The sequence below is a fragment of the Micromonospora sp. CPCC 206060 genome (assembly GCF_036906895.1).
Taxonomy (GTDB): domain Bacteria; phylum Actinomycetota; class Actinomycetes; order Mycobacteriales; family Micromonosporaceae; genus Micromonospora.
In genome coordinates this window covers 84,409-100,099 of the sequence record NZ_JBAKHU010000003.1, presented here as the reverse complement: position 1 = coordinate 100,099, position 15,691 = coordinate 84,409, and the positions used below count along the sequence as shown (strand labels likewise).

General features: G+C 71.6%; 15 protein-coding genes. 12 read left to right on the top strand and 3 right to left on the bottom strand.

Going from position 1 to position 15,691, the window contains the following annotated elements; all coding sequences use genetic code 11:
- Nucleotides 1-42: 42 nt before the first annotated feature.
- Entirely contained in the window at nucleotides 43-2,172 is a 2,130-nt protein-coding gene (locus tag V6U90_RS04520) for a HelD family protein (RefSeq protein WP_334431272.1), read from the bottom strand.
- A 189-nt stretch (nucleotides 2,173-2,361) separates the two neighbouring features.
- Between V6U90_RS04520 and V6U90_RS04515 the strand changes: the two genes are divergently transcribed.
- The 3 genes from V6U90_RS04515 to V6U90_RS04505 are packed head-to-tail and all read left to right on the top strand — an operon-like array spanning nucleotide 2,362 to nucleotide 5,211.
- Nucleotides 2,362-2,949 carry an ArsR/SmtB family transcription factor gene (locus tag V6U90_RS04515; protein ID WP_334431271.1) on the top strand — a complete coding sequence of 196 codons (588 nt, stop codon included), beginning with the start codon at nucleotides 2,362-2,364 and terminating at the stop codon, nucleotides 2,947-2,949.
- 48 nt (nucleotides 2,950-2,997) lie between these two features.
- A complete protein-coding gene (locus V6U90_RS04510) occupies nucleotides 2,998-4,326 on the top strand; it encodes an MFS transporter (protein ID WP_334431270.1) in 1,329 nt (442 codons plus the stop codon).
- Nucleotides 4,327-4,359: 33 nt separating this feature from the next.
- Nucleotides 4,360-5,211, top strand: coding sequence for a menaquinone biosynthetic enzyme MqnA/MqnD family protein (locus tag V6U90_RS04505; RefSeq protein WP_334431269.1), 852 nt, complete (start codon nucleotides 4,360-4,362; stop codon nucleotides 5,209-5,211).
- 125 nt (nucleotides 5,212-5,336) lie between these two features.
- On the opposite strand, the gene V6U90_RS04500 is transcribed toward V6U90_RS04505, so the two are convergent.
- Nucleotides 5,337-6,296 (bottom strand): serine hydrolase, encoded by a 960-nt coding sequence (locus V6U90_RS04500; protein WP_334431268.1) that lies wholly within the window; start codon nucleotides 6,294-6,296, stop codon nucleotides 5,337-5,339.
- Nucleotides 6,296-7,252, bottom strand: coding sequence for a hypothetical protein (locus tag V6U90_RS04495; RefSeq protein ID WP_334431267.1), 957 nt, complete (start codon nucleotides 7,250-7,252; stop codon nucleotides 6,296-6,298). Before V6U90_RS04495 ends, V6U90_RS04500 begins: the two co-directional genes overlap by 1 nt.
- A gap of 358 nt (nucleotides 7,253-7,610) precedes the next feature.
- Between V6U90_RS04495 and paaA the strand changes: the two genes are divergently transcribed.
- The 9 genes from paaA (at nucleotide 7,611) to V6U90_RS04450 (ending at nucleotide 15,499) form a co-directional block, all read left to right on the top strand.
- Complete coding sequence (gene paaA, locus V6U90_RS04490) at nucleotides 7,611-8,678, top strand: 1,2-phenylacetyl-CoA epoxidase subunit PaaA (RefSeq protein WP_334431266.1); 1,068 nt, start codon at nucleotides 7,611-7,613, stop codon at nucleotides 8,676-8,678.
- A complete protein-coding gene (gene paaB, locus V6U90_RS04485) occupies nucleotides 8,675-8,962 on the top strand; it encodes a 1,2-phenylacetyl-CoA epoxidase subunit PaaB (protein ID WP_334431265.1) in 288 nt (95 codons plus the stop codon). Before paaA ends, paaB begins: the two co-directional genes overlap by 4 nt.
- On the top strand, nucleotides 8,959-9,684 hold the full coding sequence (gene paaC / locus V6U90_RS04480; RefSeq protein ID WP_334431264.1) for a 1,2-phenylacetyl-CoA epoxidase subunit PaaC: 726 nt from the start codon (nucleotides 8,959-8,961) through the stop codon (nucleotides 9,682-9,684). The genes paaB and paaC overlap by 4 nt, the downstream gene beginning before the upstream one ends.
- 24 nt (nucleotides 9,685-9,708) lie before the next feature.
- Nucleotides 9,709-10,185: a 1,2-phenylacetyl-CoA epoxidase subunit PaaD gene (gene paaD, locus V6U90_RS04475; protein WP_334431263.1), complete on the top strand. Its 477-nt coding sequence runs from the start codon at nucleotides 9,709-9,711 to the stop codon at nucleotides 10,183-10,185.
- Nucleotides 10,182-11,291, top strand: a complete 1,110-nt coding sequence (gene paaE, locus V6U90_RS04470) for a 1,2-phenylacetyl-CoA epoxidase subunit PaaE (protein WP_334431262.1) — start codon at nucleotides 10,182-10,184, stop codon at nucleotides 11,289-11,291. Before paaD ends, paaE begins: the two co-directional genes overlap by 4 nt.
- A gap of 175 nt (nucleotides 11,292-11,466) precedes the next feature.
- Nucleotides 11,467-12,657 carry a cyclic dehypoxanthinyl futalosine synthase gene (gene mqnC, locus V6U90_RS04465; protein WP_334431261.1) on the top strand — a complete coding sequence of 397 codons (1,191 nt, stop codon included), beginning with the start codon at nucleotides 11,467-11,469 and terminating at the stop codon, nucleotides 12,655-12,657.
- A gap of 406 nt (nucleotides 12,658-13,063) precedes the next feature.
- The gene (locus V6U90_RS04460; protein ID WP_334431260.1) at nucleotides 13,064-14,278 is read left to right on the top strand and encodes an LPXTG cell wall anchor domain-containing protein; all 1,215 of its coding nucleotides are present in this window, start codon (nucleotides 13,064-13,066) and stop codon (nucleotides 14,276-14,278) included.
- Nucleotides 14,279-14,402: 124 nt separating this feature from the next.
- Nucleotides 14,403-15,113, top strand: a complete 711-nt coding sequence (locus V6U90_RS04455; RefSeq protein WP_334431259.1) for a demethylmenaquinone methyltransferase — start codon at nucleotides 14,403-14,405, stop codon at nucleotides 15,111-15,113.
- Nucleotides 15,114-15,199: 86 nt separating this feature from the next.
- Nucleotides 15,200-15,499, top strand: coding sequence for a hypothetical protein (locus V6U90_RS04450; protein ID WP_334431258.1), 300 nt, complete (start codon nucleotides 15,200-15,202; stop codon nucleotides 15,497-15,499).
- Nucleotides 15,500-15,691 lie beyond the last annotated feature (192 nt).

Sequence of the window (15,691 nt, the reverse complement as noted above, 5' to 3'; positions counted from 1 at the left end):
CGTCCAGCCGAGCGGGTCGCATTGAGCCAGGACAGGACGCGTTCAGCCGAGCGGGTCGGGGAGCGGGTGCTGGTGCAGGACGGCGAGCCGGGACACCGCCCGGGTGAGCACGACGTAGAGCCGGTGCAGGCCGCGTGGCTCGGCGGCCACGATCGCCGCCGGCTCGACGACGATGACGTGGTCGTACTCCAGGCCCTTGACCAGGGTGGCCGGTACGACGGTGACCCGCGCCCCGGCCTCGACGTCGTCGACGGTCGCGGTGGTGATCCCGGCGTCGGTCAGGGCGGCGCGGAGTCCGTCCACCGCGTCGTCGGCGGCGATCACGGCGATCGAGCCGTCGTGCGCGAGCGCCGCGCGCACCTCGGCCACCGTCGCGGTGGTCAGGTCGGTCACCGTACGGATGTCCAGGTTGCCGTCGCGGCGCAACGACTCGGCCGGCGGTACGTCCACCGCGAGCGCAGGGAGCAGCCGGTTGGCGAAGGCCACCACGGCGGCGGGTACCCGGAACCCGACGGTCAGCGGGACCACGGTGGCGTCCGGCTTGCCGAGGTGGGCCAGGGAGTCCCGCCAGTCCCGGGCGGCCCACGGCGCGGTGCCCTGCGCCAGGTCCCCGAGGAGGGTGATCGAGCCGTGTTCACTGCGCCGGGCGATGGCCCGGCACTGCATCGGGGAAAGGTCCTGCGCCTCGTCGACCACCACGTGTCCGAAGCCGGCCGGCCGTTCGATCAGCCCGGCCGCCTCGTCGATGAGGACCGCGTCGGCGACCGTCCACCTCGTTGCCTTCGGGGTACGGGCCGGTTTCGCCCAGCGCAGCAGCTCCCGCTCCTCGACGGTGAGCAGGTCGCCGGCCGCAGCCGCGAGCAGCTCCGGGTCGCTGAACAGGCTGTACAGCAGACCCTCCGGGGTGACCGCCGGCCAGACCGTGTCGAGGAACCCGGCCACCGGGCGGCTGCGACCGGTCCGGCGCAGCCAGGCGTCACTCGGTGACTCGGCCCGCCGGGCCTCGACCTGCTGTTGCAGCAGCCCGACGACCCGGGCCCGGACCCGCTCACGGCCGGTGCCGTAGGGCAGCCCCTCCCGCCGGGCCTCGTCGACCACCCGGCGCAGCGCGTCCACCCCGATCCGCCAACGGAACGAACCGTCGGAGAGGACGATCGGTTCCTCCGGCTTCCGGACGTACCCCCGGAGAGCCCGGCGGAGCACCTCGGCGAGGCGCGGGTCGTGCTTGAGCGCGGCGGTGGCCGGGTCCTCCACGGCGCGGACCGGCACCCGGGCGACCAGGTCCTCGACGGTGCTCTGCTCGACCTCGACCTCCCCGAGGGCCGGCAGGACGGCGGCGATGTACGACAGGAAGGCGCGGTTCGGCCCGATGATCAGTACGCCCGAGCGGCGCAGCCGCTCCCGGTGCAGGTAGAGCAGGTACGCGGCGCGGTGCAGCCCGACTGCGGTCTTTCCGGTGCCCGGGGCGCCCTGCACACAGATCGACTCGGCCAGTTCGGCCCGGACCAGTTCGTCCTGTTCTGGTTGGATGGTGGCGACGATGTCGCGCATCGGCCCGACGCGGGGCCGCTCGATCTCGGCGGTCAGGATCCGGCTGGCGGTGCCCAGTTCCTCGCCCCGGTCGAGGTGCTCGTCCTCGAAGCTGGTGAGTACGCCGCTGGCGAAGCCGAACCGGCGGCGGGTGGCGACGCCCTGCGGGTCACGCACACTCGCCCGGTAGAACGAGCGGGAGACCGGTGCCCGCCAGTCCAGCACCAGCGGCTCGCCGATCTCGTCGGTGACGTGCCGCCGTCCGATGTGGTAGCGCCGTCCGGCATGGTCGGCGTCGTGCCCGTCGTGCCCGTCGTGGTCCGGCCCACCTGCGGGCCGGCTGTCGGCCGCCCCGCCGTCGTGTTCCCCGTCGCTCGTCCCGCCGAAGTCGAGCCGCCCGAAGAAGAGCGGTGTGGTGGGATCGTCGGCCAGTTCGGCGACCCGGCGGGAGAGCGTGCGCCCGAGGGTCTCCGCAGCGAACGGATCCCCGGCGACCTGTGCGCCGGTGGCGAAGAGGGCCTCGGCGCGTTCCCGCATCCGACGCAGCGCGGCACGGGAGTTGTCCAGGTGGGCGCGTTCGGCGGCGAGCTGCTGGTCGAGGTCCGGCTCGTGGGCGGACTGTTGGCTGGCGGCAAGGGTCATCCGAGGCGACCTTCCGGTGCGGTGGAGTGATCGGTTGACCTGGGCCGCCCGGCGCTCCGTCGATGCGGTGCCGGCTGTGCCCGGTGGAAGAGGCGCGTCCTGCTCGCGCGCGACGTTCGATCTTACGCCTCCCGGCCGTTGCGGACGATCGATTAACCGGCTTCCACCGCGCCGGCGATGATGGGTGCCATGACCGAGGCACATCCCGAGCGGCGCCGGGTGACGATCAGTGATCCACAGGTGATGCGGGCGCTGGCCCACCCCGCCCGGCTGGTGATCATGGAACATCTCGGCTCGCTCGGTGGCCGGGGGGCATCGGCGACCGAATGCGCCGAGGTGGCCGGGCTGTCGCCCAGTGCGACCAGCTACCACCTGCGGGCCCTGGCGAAGTTCGGGCTGATCGAAGAGGCTCCCGGGCGTGGGGACGCCCGGGAGCGGTTGTGGCGCGCGCTCAACCCGTCCTTCTTCGTCGACGCCGGCCAGTCGGCCGGTGCCGAGGCGCGCGCCGCCGAGCAGGCGCTGGTCGAAGCGCACGCCGCACGGGATCTGGAACGGACCCGGGACTGGCTGCGCCGGGCCGGGACCGAGCCGAGGGACTGGTACGACGTCGCGGTCTTCCACGACACCATGCTGCTGGTCACCGCCGAGGAGCAGGCCCGGCTGAACGCCGAGGTCGAACGGCTGCTGGAGCCGTACCGGCACCGGCACCGGGCCGCCGACCCGCCACCGGGGGCGCGGCGCGTGGGAGTGCAGTACCGGGTGGTGCCCCTGGACTGACGCGTCGGCGGGGTTGTGTCGGCAGTTGTGAAGGAATATTTTCGAAGTATGTCTTTCACAACTGCGGGTCCGTCCTGCTCCCGGTGGTCCGACGTCTGGCTGGCCGCAGCCGCCCGGGGCGTCTCCACCTGCGGGGACTTCCTCGCCGCCACGGCACTCGCGCTGGCTCTCCAGTCAGCCGGAGCCGGTGGGCTGGCCGTTTCCGGGCTGCTGCTCGCCGCGACCCTGCCGCTGGTCGTACTCGCCCCGCTGACCGGGCGGCTGGCCGACCGGGTGGACAGCCGCACCCTGCTGATCGGCGCCGGAGTGGCCCAGGCCGCGACCTGCGCCGCGCTGGCGTACGCCGAACATCCGGCACTGATCATCGGCCTGGTCACCCTGCTGGCCTGCGGTCTCGCGGTCACCCAGCCGAACCTGGCCGCGCTGGTGCCGGCCATGGTGCGGGCGGTGGACCTGCCCCGGGCCAGCGCGGTCAACCAGACCGCCGGCACCCTCGGCGCACTCGTCGGCCCGGCACTGGCCGGGTTGCTGGTCGGCCAGTTCGGGGTACGCCCACCGTTGCTGCTGGACGCGGCCAGTTACCTGGCCCTGGTGGTGGCCGGCCTGCTGCTGCGTACCCGTCGCGGCGGCGCCCGGTCGTCCGCCACCGCCCAGCCAACCGCCACCACCCAGCCAACCGGCACCGCCCAGCTGGCGGCCAGCGACGGGAGCCCGGCACGGGCCACGGCGGCCACCTGGCGGCTGCGGCACGATCCGCTGCTGCTCGGCATGGTCGCCGCGATGGCCGGCGCGCTGGCGGCGGTGATGGCGATGACCCCGGTGGAGGTGTTCTTCATGCGCGAGACGCTGGGCAGCTCCACCATCACGTACGGCATCGTCACCGGTGCCTGGACGGCCGGCGTGCTTCCCGGTGCCTGGCTCTTCGCGCGGCTCACCCACCGCCTCGCCGACGACGGTGCCCTGGTCCGGGCGGCTCTCGTCCTGCTCGGCGGCTGCTGCCTGATGGTGCTGGCCGGGGCCACCGTGCCCAACGCCCAACTGCTGGTACCGCTCTGGCTGATCGGTGGGCTGTGCAACGGTGGGGACAACGTGTTCAGCAACGTGGTGCTCGCCCGGCGGGTCCCCGAGGCGGCCCGGGGCCGGGCCTTCGCCGCCCTGGGCGCAGCCATCCAGGGCGCCTCGATGATCGGCTTCCTGATCGGCGGGTTGCTGCTGGAGTTCTTCGCGCCCCGCCCGTTGATCGCCGCCGCCGGGCTGGCCGGACTGCTGGTCATCGTGGCGCTGTGGGTGCCGGTCGCCCGGATCGTGCGCCGGGAACGGTCCGTCCGGCAGGGGGCCGTTAATGCGGGGTTGGCCACTCCGGTGCCGGCTCGGTGAGCCGATCCGGAACCCGCCGGATACCGTCGGGTCGTGACTGAGCGCATCGGACGACCCCGGGTGGGGCACATCCAGTTCCTCAACTGCCTGCCGATCTACTGGGGGCTGATGCGCTCCGGTGCACTGATCGACGTCGAGCTGCACAAGGACTCCCCGGACCGGCTCAACGCCGCGCTGGTCGCCGGTGACCTCGACATCGGCCCGATCTCCCAGGTCGAGTACCTGCGCCACGCCGACGAGCTGCTGCTCCTGCCGGATCTGGCGGTCGGCAGCGACGGCCCGGTGCTCTCGGTGAACATCGTCTCCACCCGGCCGCTGGACGAGCTGGACGGCGCCAAGGTCGCCCTCGGCTCCACCTCACGGACCGGTGTTCTCCTGGCCCAACTCCTGCTCGGCGAGCGCTACGGGGTGCACCCGGAGTACTTCCGGTGCCCGCCGGACCTGACCCAGATGCTGCTGGAGGCCGACGCCGGGGTGCTGATCGGCGACGTGGCACTGCGTGCCCTGCACGAGGCGCCCCGGCGCGGGCTGACCGTGACCGACCTCGGGCAGGCGTGGCGGGAGTGGACCGGGCTGCCGATGGTCTTCGCCGTCTGGGCGGTACGCCGGGAGTTCGCCGCCGCCCATCCGGGGGTGGTGAAGGAGGTGCACGAGGCGTTCCTGCGTTCCCGGGACCTCTGCCTGGCCGAGCTGGACCAGGTCGCCGAGGCGGGGGCCCGGTGGGAGCCGTTCGACGCGGCGACGCTGGCGTCGTACTTCCGGACGCTGGACTTCTCACTCGGCGAACGTCAGGTGGCCGGCCTGCGGGAGTTCGCCGCCCGGGCAGCGGTAGCCGGTGCGGCACCGGCCCTCCCGGCGGACGGTCCGGCCTTCTTCACCGGCTGACCGGGGCCGGCCCGGGTCGGGTTGTCCGGGCCAGCCTGCGTCTACACCGGCTTGGCCTCCTCCGCCGCCTTGCCACCCTCGGCCAGAACCCGCCTCGCCGCCACCGCACCTATTGCCGGTTGCGCTCAGGCAGCCGCGCGGATCAGTTCCTCGGTGATCTTCTCGCAGTTCTGCATGCCGTACTCGTAACCCCGCCCGATCGGGTAGCGGAGCATGACGCCCATCGTCCAGCCGTCGCCGATGGCGAGGCAGTTGATGTGGATCTCCTGCTCCTTCGTCCGGTCGACCCAGCCGTTCTTGATCGCGATCTGCTTCTGCTCGGCGGCGGGGAACGCCTTGCGGATACCGAAGTCACCGGTACCCCGGACCAGCCGCATCTCGTTGAGCAGCCATTCGGTCCACTCGGGGCCGGCGGCCCGGCCGTCCGCGATGCAGGCGCCGAGCCGGGCAATGTCCCGGGGGGAGAGCTGGGTACGGCTCCAGCCGCCGTCGGCGGCGACCCTGCTGTCGGTCAGCTTGCAGATCGACAGCAGGCGCTTGATGGAGGCGGTCCGCCCCATGGTGGTGTAGAGACGCTCGGTCCGGGTGTTGTCGCTGTCCCGGATGATCAGGGTGGCGTCGGCGAGCTTCGCCTGGCTCGGCTTGTCACCCGCCTCGTCGGTACGCCGCAGCCAGTCGGCGACGATCCAGGACTTGATCAGCGACGCGGTGGTGCTGGTCTCGTCCATGTTCTCCGAGCCGGCGATCTCCCCGGTGCGGGTGTCCAGCAGGCTCCAGCTCCACCAGCCGGCCAGGTCGAGGTCGACCTCGGTGGCCTTGAGCGGCAGCGGCGGCAGGGTGGGGCTGGGCGTCGGGGACGGAGCCGGCCGATCCGCCCGGCTGGGCGCCTGGGCGGCCGTGGCGGTGCGCCCGTCGGCCGGTGTCGCAGCGCCCCACCGGGCGGCGGCGGTCGACTCGAAGGGTGATCCGGGCAGGAAGCGCAGCGCGGCGAGCACCAGCACCAGCAGGACCGCGGAGATGACCACCAGCCGCAGCGGGGACGCTTCCTTGCCGTCCGGCCGGGGTGCCCGGCGGTTACCAGCCATCAGAGCTTCGCCTTCGTGGTCAGAGGTTGCGGCACCTTGAGGGCGGCGCCCGGCTGCGGGGTGACCAGCTGTGCGGTGACGCTGGCGCAGACCTTCGCGCCGTAGTCGAGGCCCCGGCTGATCGGGTAGCGCATCATCACCGCCAGCGACCAACTGTCGGTCACCGCGAGGCAGTTCACGTGCCAGTTGTTGTCGTAGTAGAGCGGGGTCCAGCCGTTCTTGATGCTGACCGGGCCCTGTTTCTCGATCTCATCGGGAAGTCCGTCGACAATTCCCCAACGACCACCGCCCTGCTTGAGTTGCTGATCCTTGGCGGCCGTGGTGCCCCGGACCTTGCTCATCTCGTCCAGTACCCACTCGGTCCACTTCGGGCCGGCGGCCGTGCCGTCGGCGACACAGTTTCCCAGCCGGACCGCATCCCGGGCGGACATCTCGGTGAAGCTCCACCAACCGACGTACCCCGGTTTGGTGCTGATGCGGGTCTCGGTGAGCCCGCACATGTCGATCATGCGCTTGGTGACGGCGGTCTTGCCGCCGGTGTTGTAGAGCGCGACGGCGGAGTCGTCGTTGCTGTCCCGGATCGCGGTGCTGGCCTGCTTCTTCCGCTCTGCGGTGAACGGCTTGTCGCCGAGGCGGCGCAGGTAGTCCGAGACGATCCAGACCTTGATCATCGACTCGGTCGAGTTGGTGGCCGTCATGTTCTTCGAGCCGGATATCGCGCCGCTCTTGCGGTCCATCAGCGCCCAGGTCAGGTGGGAACCGCTGAATGCCACCGAGACCGGCGCGGCGGCCAGTGTCGGCGCGGGCGGGGTGGCGGGCTCCGGGGTGTTGGCGCGGGGGGTGCGATCGACCTCGTCGTCGCCGCCGGACAGGCGGGCGTACGCGGCGGGGACCAGCATGACGCCGCCGAGGAGGACCGCCACGATGGCGAGCACCATGATCACGCGAGGTCGCATGAGTGGGTGGACTCCAGAAGTCGGGGCCGGGGGGACCGGACCGGTGCGGCTCGGCGATCGCGAGGCCGGGGGTGGCGGCCTCGGTGAGGCGACGATCGTCAGGAACCGATTGCGTGGACCGGGAAAGTCTACGTCCGGATCACATTCCCGCCACGACGCGACATCAGCAAGCCCTGATTAATCGGGACTAACTAGCCATTTCCCCGATTCGGGTACGGGATTTCGGGTCTTTTGTGATGCATGTCACCACTGTGGCTGCTCGTTTCCTGCGTGGTCAGCCGCCCGGTGGTTGGCGGTCCCGCGCTGAAGTCTGTGACAGACCCTAGTTTCGCAAGCTGGGAGCTGTAACACTTGTCCCGTGTATGGCAACGACTTCCCCGGTACCGACGACGCTCCCGGCGGTGGCCTGCTCGGTCAGGTCGAGGCGGCGGAGGAGGCCCTGCGGCGGGCCGCCGAACGCGGCCGACCGGACGGCCCGGCGCCCGGCGACGACCTCCAGGCGTACTTCGACGAGGTGATCGGGGCCGACCAGAAGATCGAGCCGCGGGACTGGATGCCCGAGGCGTACCGGAAGACGCTGATCCGGCAGATCGCCCAGCACGCCCACTCGGAGATCATCGGGATGCAGCCCGAGGGGAACTGGATCTCCCGGGCGCCCTCCCTCAAGCGGAAGGCCATCCTGCTGGCCAAGGTGCAGGACGAGGCCGGCCACGGGCTCTACCTGTACGCCGCCGCCGAGACCCTCGGGATCAACCGGGACGAGCTGGTCGAGCTGCTGCTCGCCGGCCGGCAGAAGTACAGCTCGATCTTCAACTACCCCACCCTCACCTGGGCCGACGTCGGCGCGATCGGCTGGCTGGTCGACGGGGCGGCGATCGTCAACCAGGTGCCGCTCTGCCGCTGTTCCTACGGCCCGTACGCGCGGGCGATGATCCGGGTCTGCAAGGAGGAGTCGTTCCACCAGCGTCAGGGGTACGAGATCCTGCACACCCTGTCGCACGGCACCCCGGCGCAGAAGGCGATGGCCCAGGACGCCGTCGACCGGTGGTGGTACCCGTCCCTGGCGATGTTCGGCCCGCCGGACGGCGACTCCACGCACTCCGCGCAGTCGATGGCCTGGAAGATCAAGCGCTTCTCCAACGACGAGCTGCGTCAGCGGTTCGTGGACATGTGCGTGCAGCAGGCGGAGATCCTCGGGCTCACCCTGCCCGACCCCGACCTGCGGTGGAACGAGGACCGTCAGGCGTACGACTACACCCAGCCGGACTACGACGAGCTGATGCGGGTGATCAAGGGCGACGGGCCGTGCAACCGGCAACGGATGGAGCACCGCCGTCGCGCCCACGCCGACGGGGCCTGGGTACGGGAGGCCGCTGCGGCGTACGCCGCGAAGCGGGCGGCCGAGAAGGAGAGGGTGGCGGCGTGACCACGGAGCAGTGGCCGTTGTGGGAGGTCTTCGTCCGGCCCCGGCGCGGGTTGTCGCACAGTCATGTCGGCAGCCTGCACGCCCCGGACGCCGAGCTGGCCCTGCACAACGCCCGGGACCTCTACACCCGCCGGCAGGAGGGGGTCTCCATCTGGGTGGTGCCGGCGGGCGCGATCACCGCGTCCAGCCCGGACGAGAAGGACGCCTTCTTCGACCCGGCGGCGGACAAGGTCTACCGCCATCCCACCTTCTACGAGGTGCCGGACGGGGTGGCCCACCTGTGACCCCCACCGTCGACCACCTGCTCGGTCTCGGCGACGACGCCCTGATCGCCGCGCAGCGGCTGGCTGAGTGGACCAGCCGCGCGCCGGAGATGGAAGAGGACGTCGCGCTGGCCAACATCGCCCTCGACCAGCTCGGCGCGGCCCGCCTGCTGCTGTCGTACGCGGGCGAACGGGAGGGCGCCGGCCGGGACGAGGACGCCCTGGCGTTCCTCCGCGACGACCGGGAGTTCCGCAACGTCCTCCTGGTCGAGCTGCCCAACGGCGACTTCGCGGTGACCATGGCGAAACTGTTCCTGCTCGCCGCCTACCAGCTCCCGCTCTACACCGCGTTGAGCGGGTGCGCCGACGAGCGGCTCGCCGCGATCGCCGCCAAGGCCCGTAAGGAGTCCGCGTACCACCTCGACCACAGCGCGCTCTGGGTAAAGCGGCTCGGTGACGGCAGCGACGAGTCGCACCGCCGGATGCAGGACGCCGTCGACCAGGTCTGGCCGTACCACCACGAACTGTTCGCGCCGGACCCGACCGCACCGGTCGACCCGGCCACCCTGCATGCCGGGTTCGACGCGGTGGTCGACGACGTGTTTGCCGAAGCCACGCTGACCCGGCCGGGGTCCGGCTGGGCACCGGCCGGCGGGCGGGACGGCGTGCACACCGAGCACCTGTCGTACCTGCTCGCCGAGATGCAGGTGCTGCACCGCGCCCACCCGAGGGCCCGCTGGTGACCGGGCCGGGGACGGGGGCCGGTGGTGAGTGACGTGCGGGCGGCCGTCGCGGCGGTGGTGGACCCGGAGATCCGGGTGGTCACCATCGACGAGCTGGGCATCCTGCGCGACGTCACCGAGGATCCGGCCACCGGTCGGGTCACCGTGACCATCACCCCCACCTACACCGGCTGCCCGGCGATGGACGTGATCCGGGCGGACATCCGCCGGGCGCTGGCCGCCGCCGGCCATCCGGAAGTGGAGGTCCGGACCGTCCTCACCCCGGCCTGGAGCACCGACTGGATCTCCGACTCGGGGCGGGCCAAGCTGGCCGCCGCCGGTATCGCCCCGCCCGCCCCGGTCCGCCGGGACGGGGTCGTCCCGCTCACCCTTGCCGTCCGCTGCCCGCGCTGCGGCTCCCCGGAGACCGAGCAGGTCAGCCGGTTCGGCTCCACCGCCTGCAAGGCGCTCTGGCGCTGCCGGGCCTGCCGTGAACCCTTCGACCACCTGAAGGCGCTGTGACTGTCACGATCTCCCGCCCGGTACGCCGCCGGCCGGTCTTCCACCCGCTGCCCGTCACCGCCGTCGACCGGCTCACCGAGGACGCGGTCGCCATCACCTTCGCCGTGCCCGACGAACTGCGGGAGACCTTCGCCTTCCAGGCCGGCCAGCACCTGACCGTGCGCCGGGCCGGCGACGACGGCTCCGACGTGCGGCGGTCGTACTCGATCTGCTCGACGCCGGACGAGTTGGCCCGGCACGGTCGGCTGCGGATCGGGGTGCGGGAGATCCCCGGCGGCGCCTTCTCCAGTTTCGCCTGCGCGGCGCTGCGTACCGGCGACACCGTCGAGGTGCTGCCACCGCTCGGGCACTTCACCACCGCGTTCGACCCGGGCCGGGTCCGCCACTACGGCGCCCTGGTCGCCGGGTCCGGGATCACCCCGGTGCTCGCCCTGGTCGCCACCGCCCTGGCCGTCGAGCCGGCCAGCACCTTCACCCTGGTGTACGGCAACCGGACGGCGAACAGTGTGATGTTCGCCGAGGAACTGGCTGACCTGAAGGACCGGTATCCCACCCGGTTGCACCTGGTGCACGTGCTGTCCCGGGAGCCGGGGGAGTCGCCGCTGCTCTCCGGCCGGGTCGACGCCGACCGGTTCGGGCGGCTGCTGGAGAGCATCGTGCCCGGTGACCGGATCGAGGAGTGGTTCCTCTGCGGCCCGTACGGCATGGTGGTCGACGCCCGCGAGGTGCTGACCGCGCGGGGCGTCCCGGAGGGCGCGCTGCACAGCGAGCTGTTCCACGTCGACGCCGCCCCGACCCCACCGACCCGGCCGGCGGAGACCGCCCCGGGCGGCAGCGAGGTCACCATCGTGCTGGACGGCCGGGCCTCGACGTTCACCATGGGCCGGCAGCAGCGGGTGCTGGACGCCGCCCTGAAGGTGCGCGGTGAGCTGCCGTACGCCTGCAAGGGCGGGGTCTGCTCGACCTGCCGGGCCAAGGTGGTCTCCGGTGAGGTGTCGATGGCCCGCAACTACGCCCTGGAACCGGACGAGGTGGCGGCGGGCTACGTGTTGACCTGCCAGTCCAGCCCGGTCACCGACCAGGTCACGATCGACTACGACGCCTGACCGCCCGCCACGTCGATCATGGACTTGTGGTGCCCGGTAGGGCGTACTTACTCCGCTTTTGTCACCCACCACAACTCCATGATCGACGCGCCGGTGACGGGGCGCCGTGCGCGAAGGTCACAGCGGGCGGGCGGGGGTCGGGCAGGGGGAAACCGGGCGACGTACCCTCGGAACCGTGACGACGAGCCGGGAGATCCACAGCATCCTGCAGCGTGGCGCGGACGGCGGGCGGATCACGCCCGAGGAGGCGCTGCTGCTCTACACCGACGCGCCCTTCCACGCCCTGGGCGAGGCGGCGGACGCGGTGCGCCGTCGCCGGTACCCGGACAACATCGTGACGTACCTGATCGATCGCAACATCAACTACACCAACGTCTGCGTGACGGCGTGCAAGTTCTGCGCGTTCTACCGGGCTCCCAAGCACCGGGAGGGCTGGACCCACCCGACCGAGGAGATTCTGCGCCGGTGCGGTGAGGCGGTCGAGTTGGGTGCCACGCAGGTGATGCTCCAGGGCGGTCACCACCCCGACTACGGCGTCGAGTACTACGAGGAGCTTTTCTCCTCGGTCAAGCAGGCGTACCCGCAGCTCGCCATCCACTCGATCGGCCCGAGCGAGATCCTGCACATGGCCAAGGTCTCCGGCGTGAGCCTGGACGAGGCGATCGCCCGGATCAAGGCCGCCGGGCTGGACTCGATCGCCGGTGCCGGCGCCGAGATGCTGCCGGACCGGCCGCGGAAGGCGATCGCCCCGCTCAAGGAGTCCGGCGCCCGCTGGCTGGAGGTCATGGAGCTGGCCCACCGGCAGGGCCTGGAGTCGACCGCGACCATGATGATGGGCACCGGCGAGACCAACGCCGAGCGGATCGAACACCTGCGCATGATCCGTGACGTGCAGGACCGGACCGGTGGTTTCCGGGCCTTCATCCCGTGGACGTACCAGCCGGAGAACAACCACCTCAAGGGGCGGACCCAGGCGACCACCCTGGAGTACCTGCGGCTGGTCGCGGTGGCCCGGCTGTTCTTCGAGACCGTCCCGCACCTCCAGGCGTCCTGGCTGACGACCGGAAAGGACGTCGGGCAGCTCGCCCTGCACATGGGTGTCGACGACCTCGGCTCGATCATGCTGGAGGAGAACGTCATCTCCTCCGCCGGCGCCCGGCACCGCTCCAACCTGCACGAGCTGATCGGCATGATCCGCTCCGCCGACCGGATCCCGGCCCAGCGGGACACCCTCTACCGGCGGCTCGCCGTGCACCACACGCCGGCCGACGACCCGACCGACGACCGGGTCGTGTCGCACTTCTCGTCGATCGCCCTGCCGGGTGGCGGGGCCCGGCGGTCGCTGCCGCTCGTCGACGCGCAGTGACCGGATCGTAGCGCTCGTCGTCGATTCGATGGACGAATGACGTCAGGCTGATAACGGGTCAGTTACGCCAATGGCGGGCCCGGCTGTGGGAGGCTACTTTCCGCAGGTCAGCCCGGTTGCTGTCGGCGCCGTACCAGTCGGTGCCCGGTGACCGCCGATAGTCGTCCTCCATCGGCCCGCGCGGGCCGTTTACATAGATGCACGGCATTGCGGGCGGGGTGGTCAACCACCCCGCCCGCAGTGTCCGTCCACCGTGACCCGATCGCCGATCCGCCCCGCCGGACGGCCGATGATCCGGTGCTGTCGGGTGAATTTCCTGGTCAGCCGGTGTGGACTGCTGGCGTGACGGGTTCCGGTCGGATAACGTCCGCTCGCCCTCTGTCTTTCCTTTCCCCCCGGGGGATCAATGATCTCGCACAACCGTTCCACCCTGGCGCGTCTCGGTGCCGTCGCCCTGCTGGCCGCCGGTGGGCTGGCCACCGTCGCCGGCCCGGCGCACGCCGCCGACCAGGCGGACCTCGCCGTCGTACCGGTCAGCTCGGCGCTGGCCAAGGGCATCACCGAGGCCAACCTGAAGCCGTTCAAGTTCACCGTCTACAACCTCACCGGATCGGTGGCCGCGCGGAACGTCACGGTGACCGTCGACACCGCCGAACTCAGGGCCAACCGGGTCGGGTACCTGATCCCCGACGGGTGCAAGGTCTCCGGCACGACCTTCACCTGCCTCCTCGGCGACCTGGCCGGCGGCACCACCGGTGAGTTCGGCCTGCCGCTGTTCAGCACCGGCGGCAAGGGCGACGGCGGCTCCCTGAAGGTCACCGTGCGGTCGGACAACCCCGACCCGCAGGAGGACAACAACACCGAGACGGTGGACATCACGGTCACCAAGCCGGGGTACGACCTGAGCGCCTGGTCCCAGGACGTCTACGCCGACGTCGAGGTGGACGCCGACGAGGCTGGCGAGACCGGTCTGACGCCGGTCGCGCCCGGTGACACCGCTCCCCTGGACTGGGCGGTCTACAACGGCGGCAGCCGCCGGGCGACCGGTGTCCTCTACGGCCTCAGCCTGCCGAAGGGGGCCACCTTCGCCACGCTGCCGGAAAGCTGCGAGCAGCAGTCGATCGGTGACCTCACCGTGGCGTACTGCGAGGAGAAGGGCCTGGTGCTGGAGCCGGGCGAGTTCTGGACCGACACGGTCCGGGTGAAGGTCGGCGCGGACGTCACCGGGAAGGTGCTCACGCCCGGCGTGCTCTTCGCCGTCGGCCTCGACCGGGCCACCGACGAGGAGCCGGCCGAGGAGCCGCGTCGGGCGACCGGTACGCAGCGCAAGACCTTCGAGGAGGTCGACGAGGCGGACAACAACTCCATCTTCGACATCTTCGTGGGGAAGAAGGTCACCCCGACCCCGACCGGGTCGGCCACGCCCACCGTCGCGCCGACCGAGCCGGGTGACGGCGGCGGCTCGGGTGGCGGCGGACCGCTGCCGGTGACCGGGGCGCAGGCCGGACTGATCGGCGGGGTCGGTCTCGGCGTACTCGCTGCCGGTGCGGTGCTGTTCGTGCTGGCCCGCCGCCGTCGGGTGGTGCTGGTGACCCCGGGCGACGAGAAGCCGACCGCCTGACCGGCGGATCCGTGCCCGACGGGGGCGGGGTGGCCCGGCCACCCCGCCTCCGTTGTCACGTGACGGGCGTGACGCGGGCCGAGGCCGGTGCCGGTACCGGACGGGCGGCTGGCAGAGTGGAGGGGTGAGCCGTACCCCCCAGGGCCAGCGGGCCAGCCTGGACAAGCAGCCGCACGAGGTCGCCGCGATGTTCGACGGCGTCGCCTCCCGCTACGACCTGACCAACACGGTGCTCTCCTTCGGGCAGGACCGGGGCTGGCGCCGGGCCACCCGGGAGGCGCTGGATCTCCTTCCCGGTGAACGGGTGCTCGACGTGGGTGCCGGTACCGGCGTCTCGACCGAGGAACTCGCCCGCTCCGGGGCGTACGCGGTGGGCGTCGACCTCTCCCTCGGCATGCTGTACGCCGGTAAGCGGAGCCGCCCGCTGGTGCCCCTGCTCGCCGGGGACGCGCTGCGGCTGCCCTTCGCCGACGCCAGCTTCGACGCGGTGACCATCTCCTTCTGCCTGCGCAACGTGGCCGACACCGACGCGGCACTCCGCGAACTGGCCCGGGTCACCCGGCCCGGTGGGCGACTCGTGGTGTGCGAGTTCAGTACGCCGACGAACCCGGCGTTCCGGACCGTCTACCTGTCGTACCTGATGCGGTCGTTGCCGGCGGTGGCCCGGGCGGTGTCGAGCAACCCGGAGGCGTACGTCTATCTGGCGGAGTCGGTGCGGGCGTGGTCGGATCAGGCGGCCCTGGCCGGACGGATCGGCGGTGCCGGCTGGGGGAAGGTCGCCTGGCGCAACCTGACCGGAGGCGTGGTGGCGTTGCACCGGGGGATCCGGCCCTGACGCCGTCCGTCCCGGGGTTTCTCGACCAGCACTGATTTTTCGTGGTTAATCAGCGATTAGTCCGTTTTGCCCCGTAGGCTGGCCCCATGACGGGCACAGAGCACCGGGCCGGTGCGGCGGTGGAGGGTACCGACGCCAACGACCTCGTCGCGGAGCTGCGCCAGCTCGCCGGGCCGGACCCGGCCGGGGTGCGGCAGGTGGTGGCCGAGGTGCTGGCAGCTCTCGACCGGGCGGCCGGTGGCGCGCTCCGTGACCAGTTGCCCGAGGCGATCCGACGGGATGTCGCGGACGCCGAGTCGGCCGGTCCGGATGCCGGCGAGATGCCGGTCGGCTTTGGCAGTGGTCCGGTGTCCGTTTCCGACATGTCGGTGGCAACCCGGGAGTGATTCGCGTAACATTCCCCGGTTATCGCCACCCGCCGGTCCGTTTTCGCCGACGCTGCCCGGATTCCGGTACCGGATGCGCGGAGCGGGCGCGGCGACTGGTGTTGCGGGGCGCCGGAAGGGCTCCCACGGACCCTTGTTTCGAGGGCTGAGATCCCCGTCACCTCGGTAAGTTAGGTATCCCTAACCCTGGGG

Excerpts from the sequence above, each read along its gene's own strand:
- V6U90_RS04520 (WP_334431272.1), bottom strand. The coding sequence starts at position 2,172 with ATGACCCTTGCCGCCAGCCAACAGTCCGCCCACGAGCCGGACCTCGAC.
- V6U90_RS04510 (WP_334431270.1), top strand. The coding sequence starts at position 2,998 with ATGTCTTTCACAACTGCGGGTCCGTCCTGCTCCCGGTGGTCCGACGTC.
- V6U90_RS04500 (WP_334431268.1), bottom strand. The coding sequence starts at position 6,296 with ATGGCTGGTAACCGCCGGGCACCCCGGCCGGACGGCAAGGAAGCGTCC.
- V6U90_RS04460 (WP_334431260.1), top strand. The coding sequence starts at position 13,064 with ATGATCTCGCACAACCGTTCCACCCTGGCGCGTCTCGGTGCCGTCGCC.
- V6U90_RS04450 (WP_334431258.1), top strand. The coding sequence starts at position 15,200 with ATGACGGGCACAGAGCACCGGGCCGGTGCGGCGGTGGAGGGTACCGAC.
- V6U90_RS04495 (WP_334431267.1), bottom strand. The coding sequence starts at position 7,252 with ATGCGACCTCGCGTGATCATGGTGCTCGCCATCGTGGCGGTCCTCCTC.
- V6U90_RS04515 (WP_334431271.1), top strand. The coding sequence starts at position 2,362 with ATGACCGAGGCACATCCCGAGCGGCGCCGGGTGACGATCAGTGATCCA.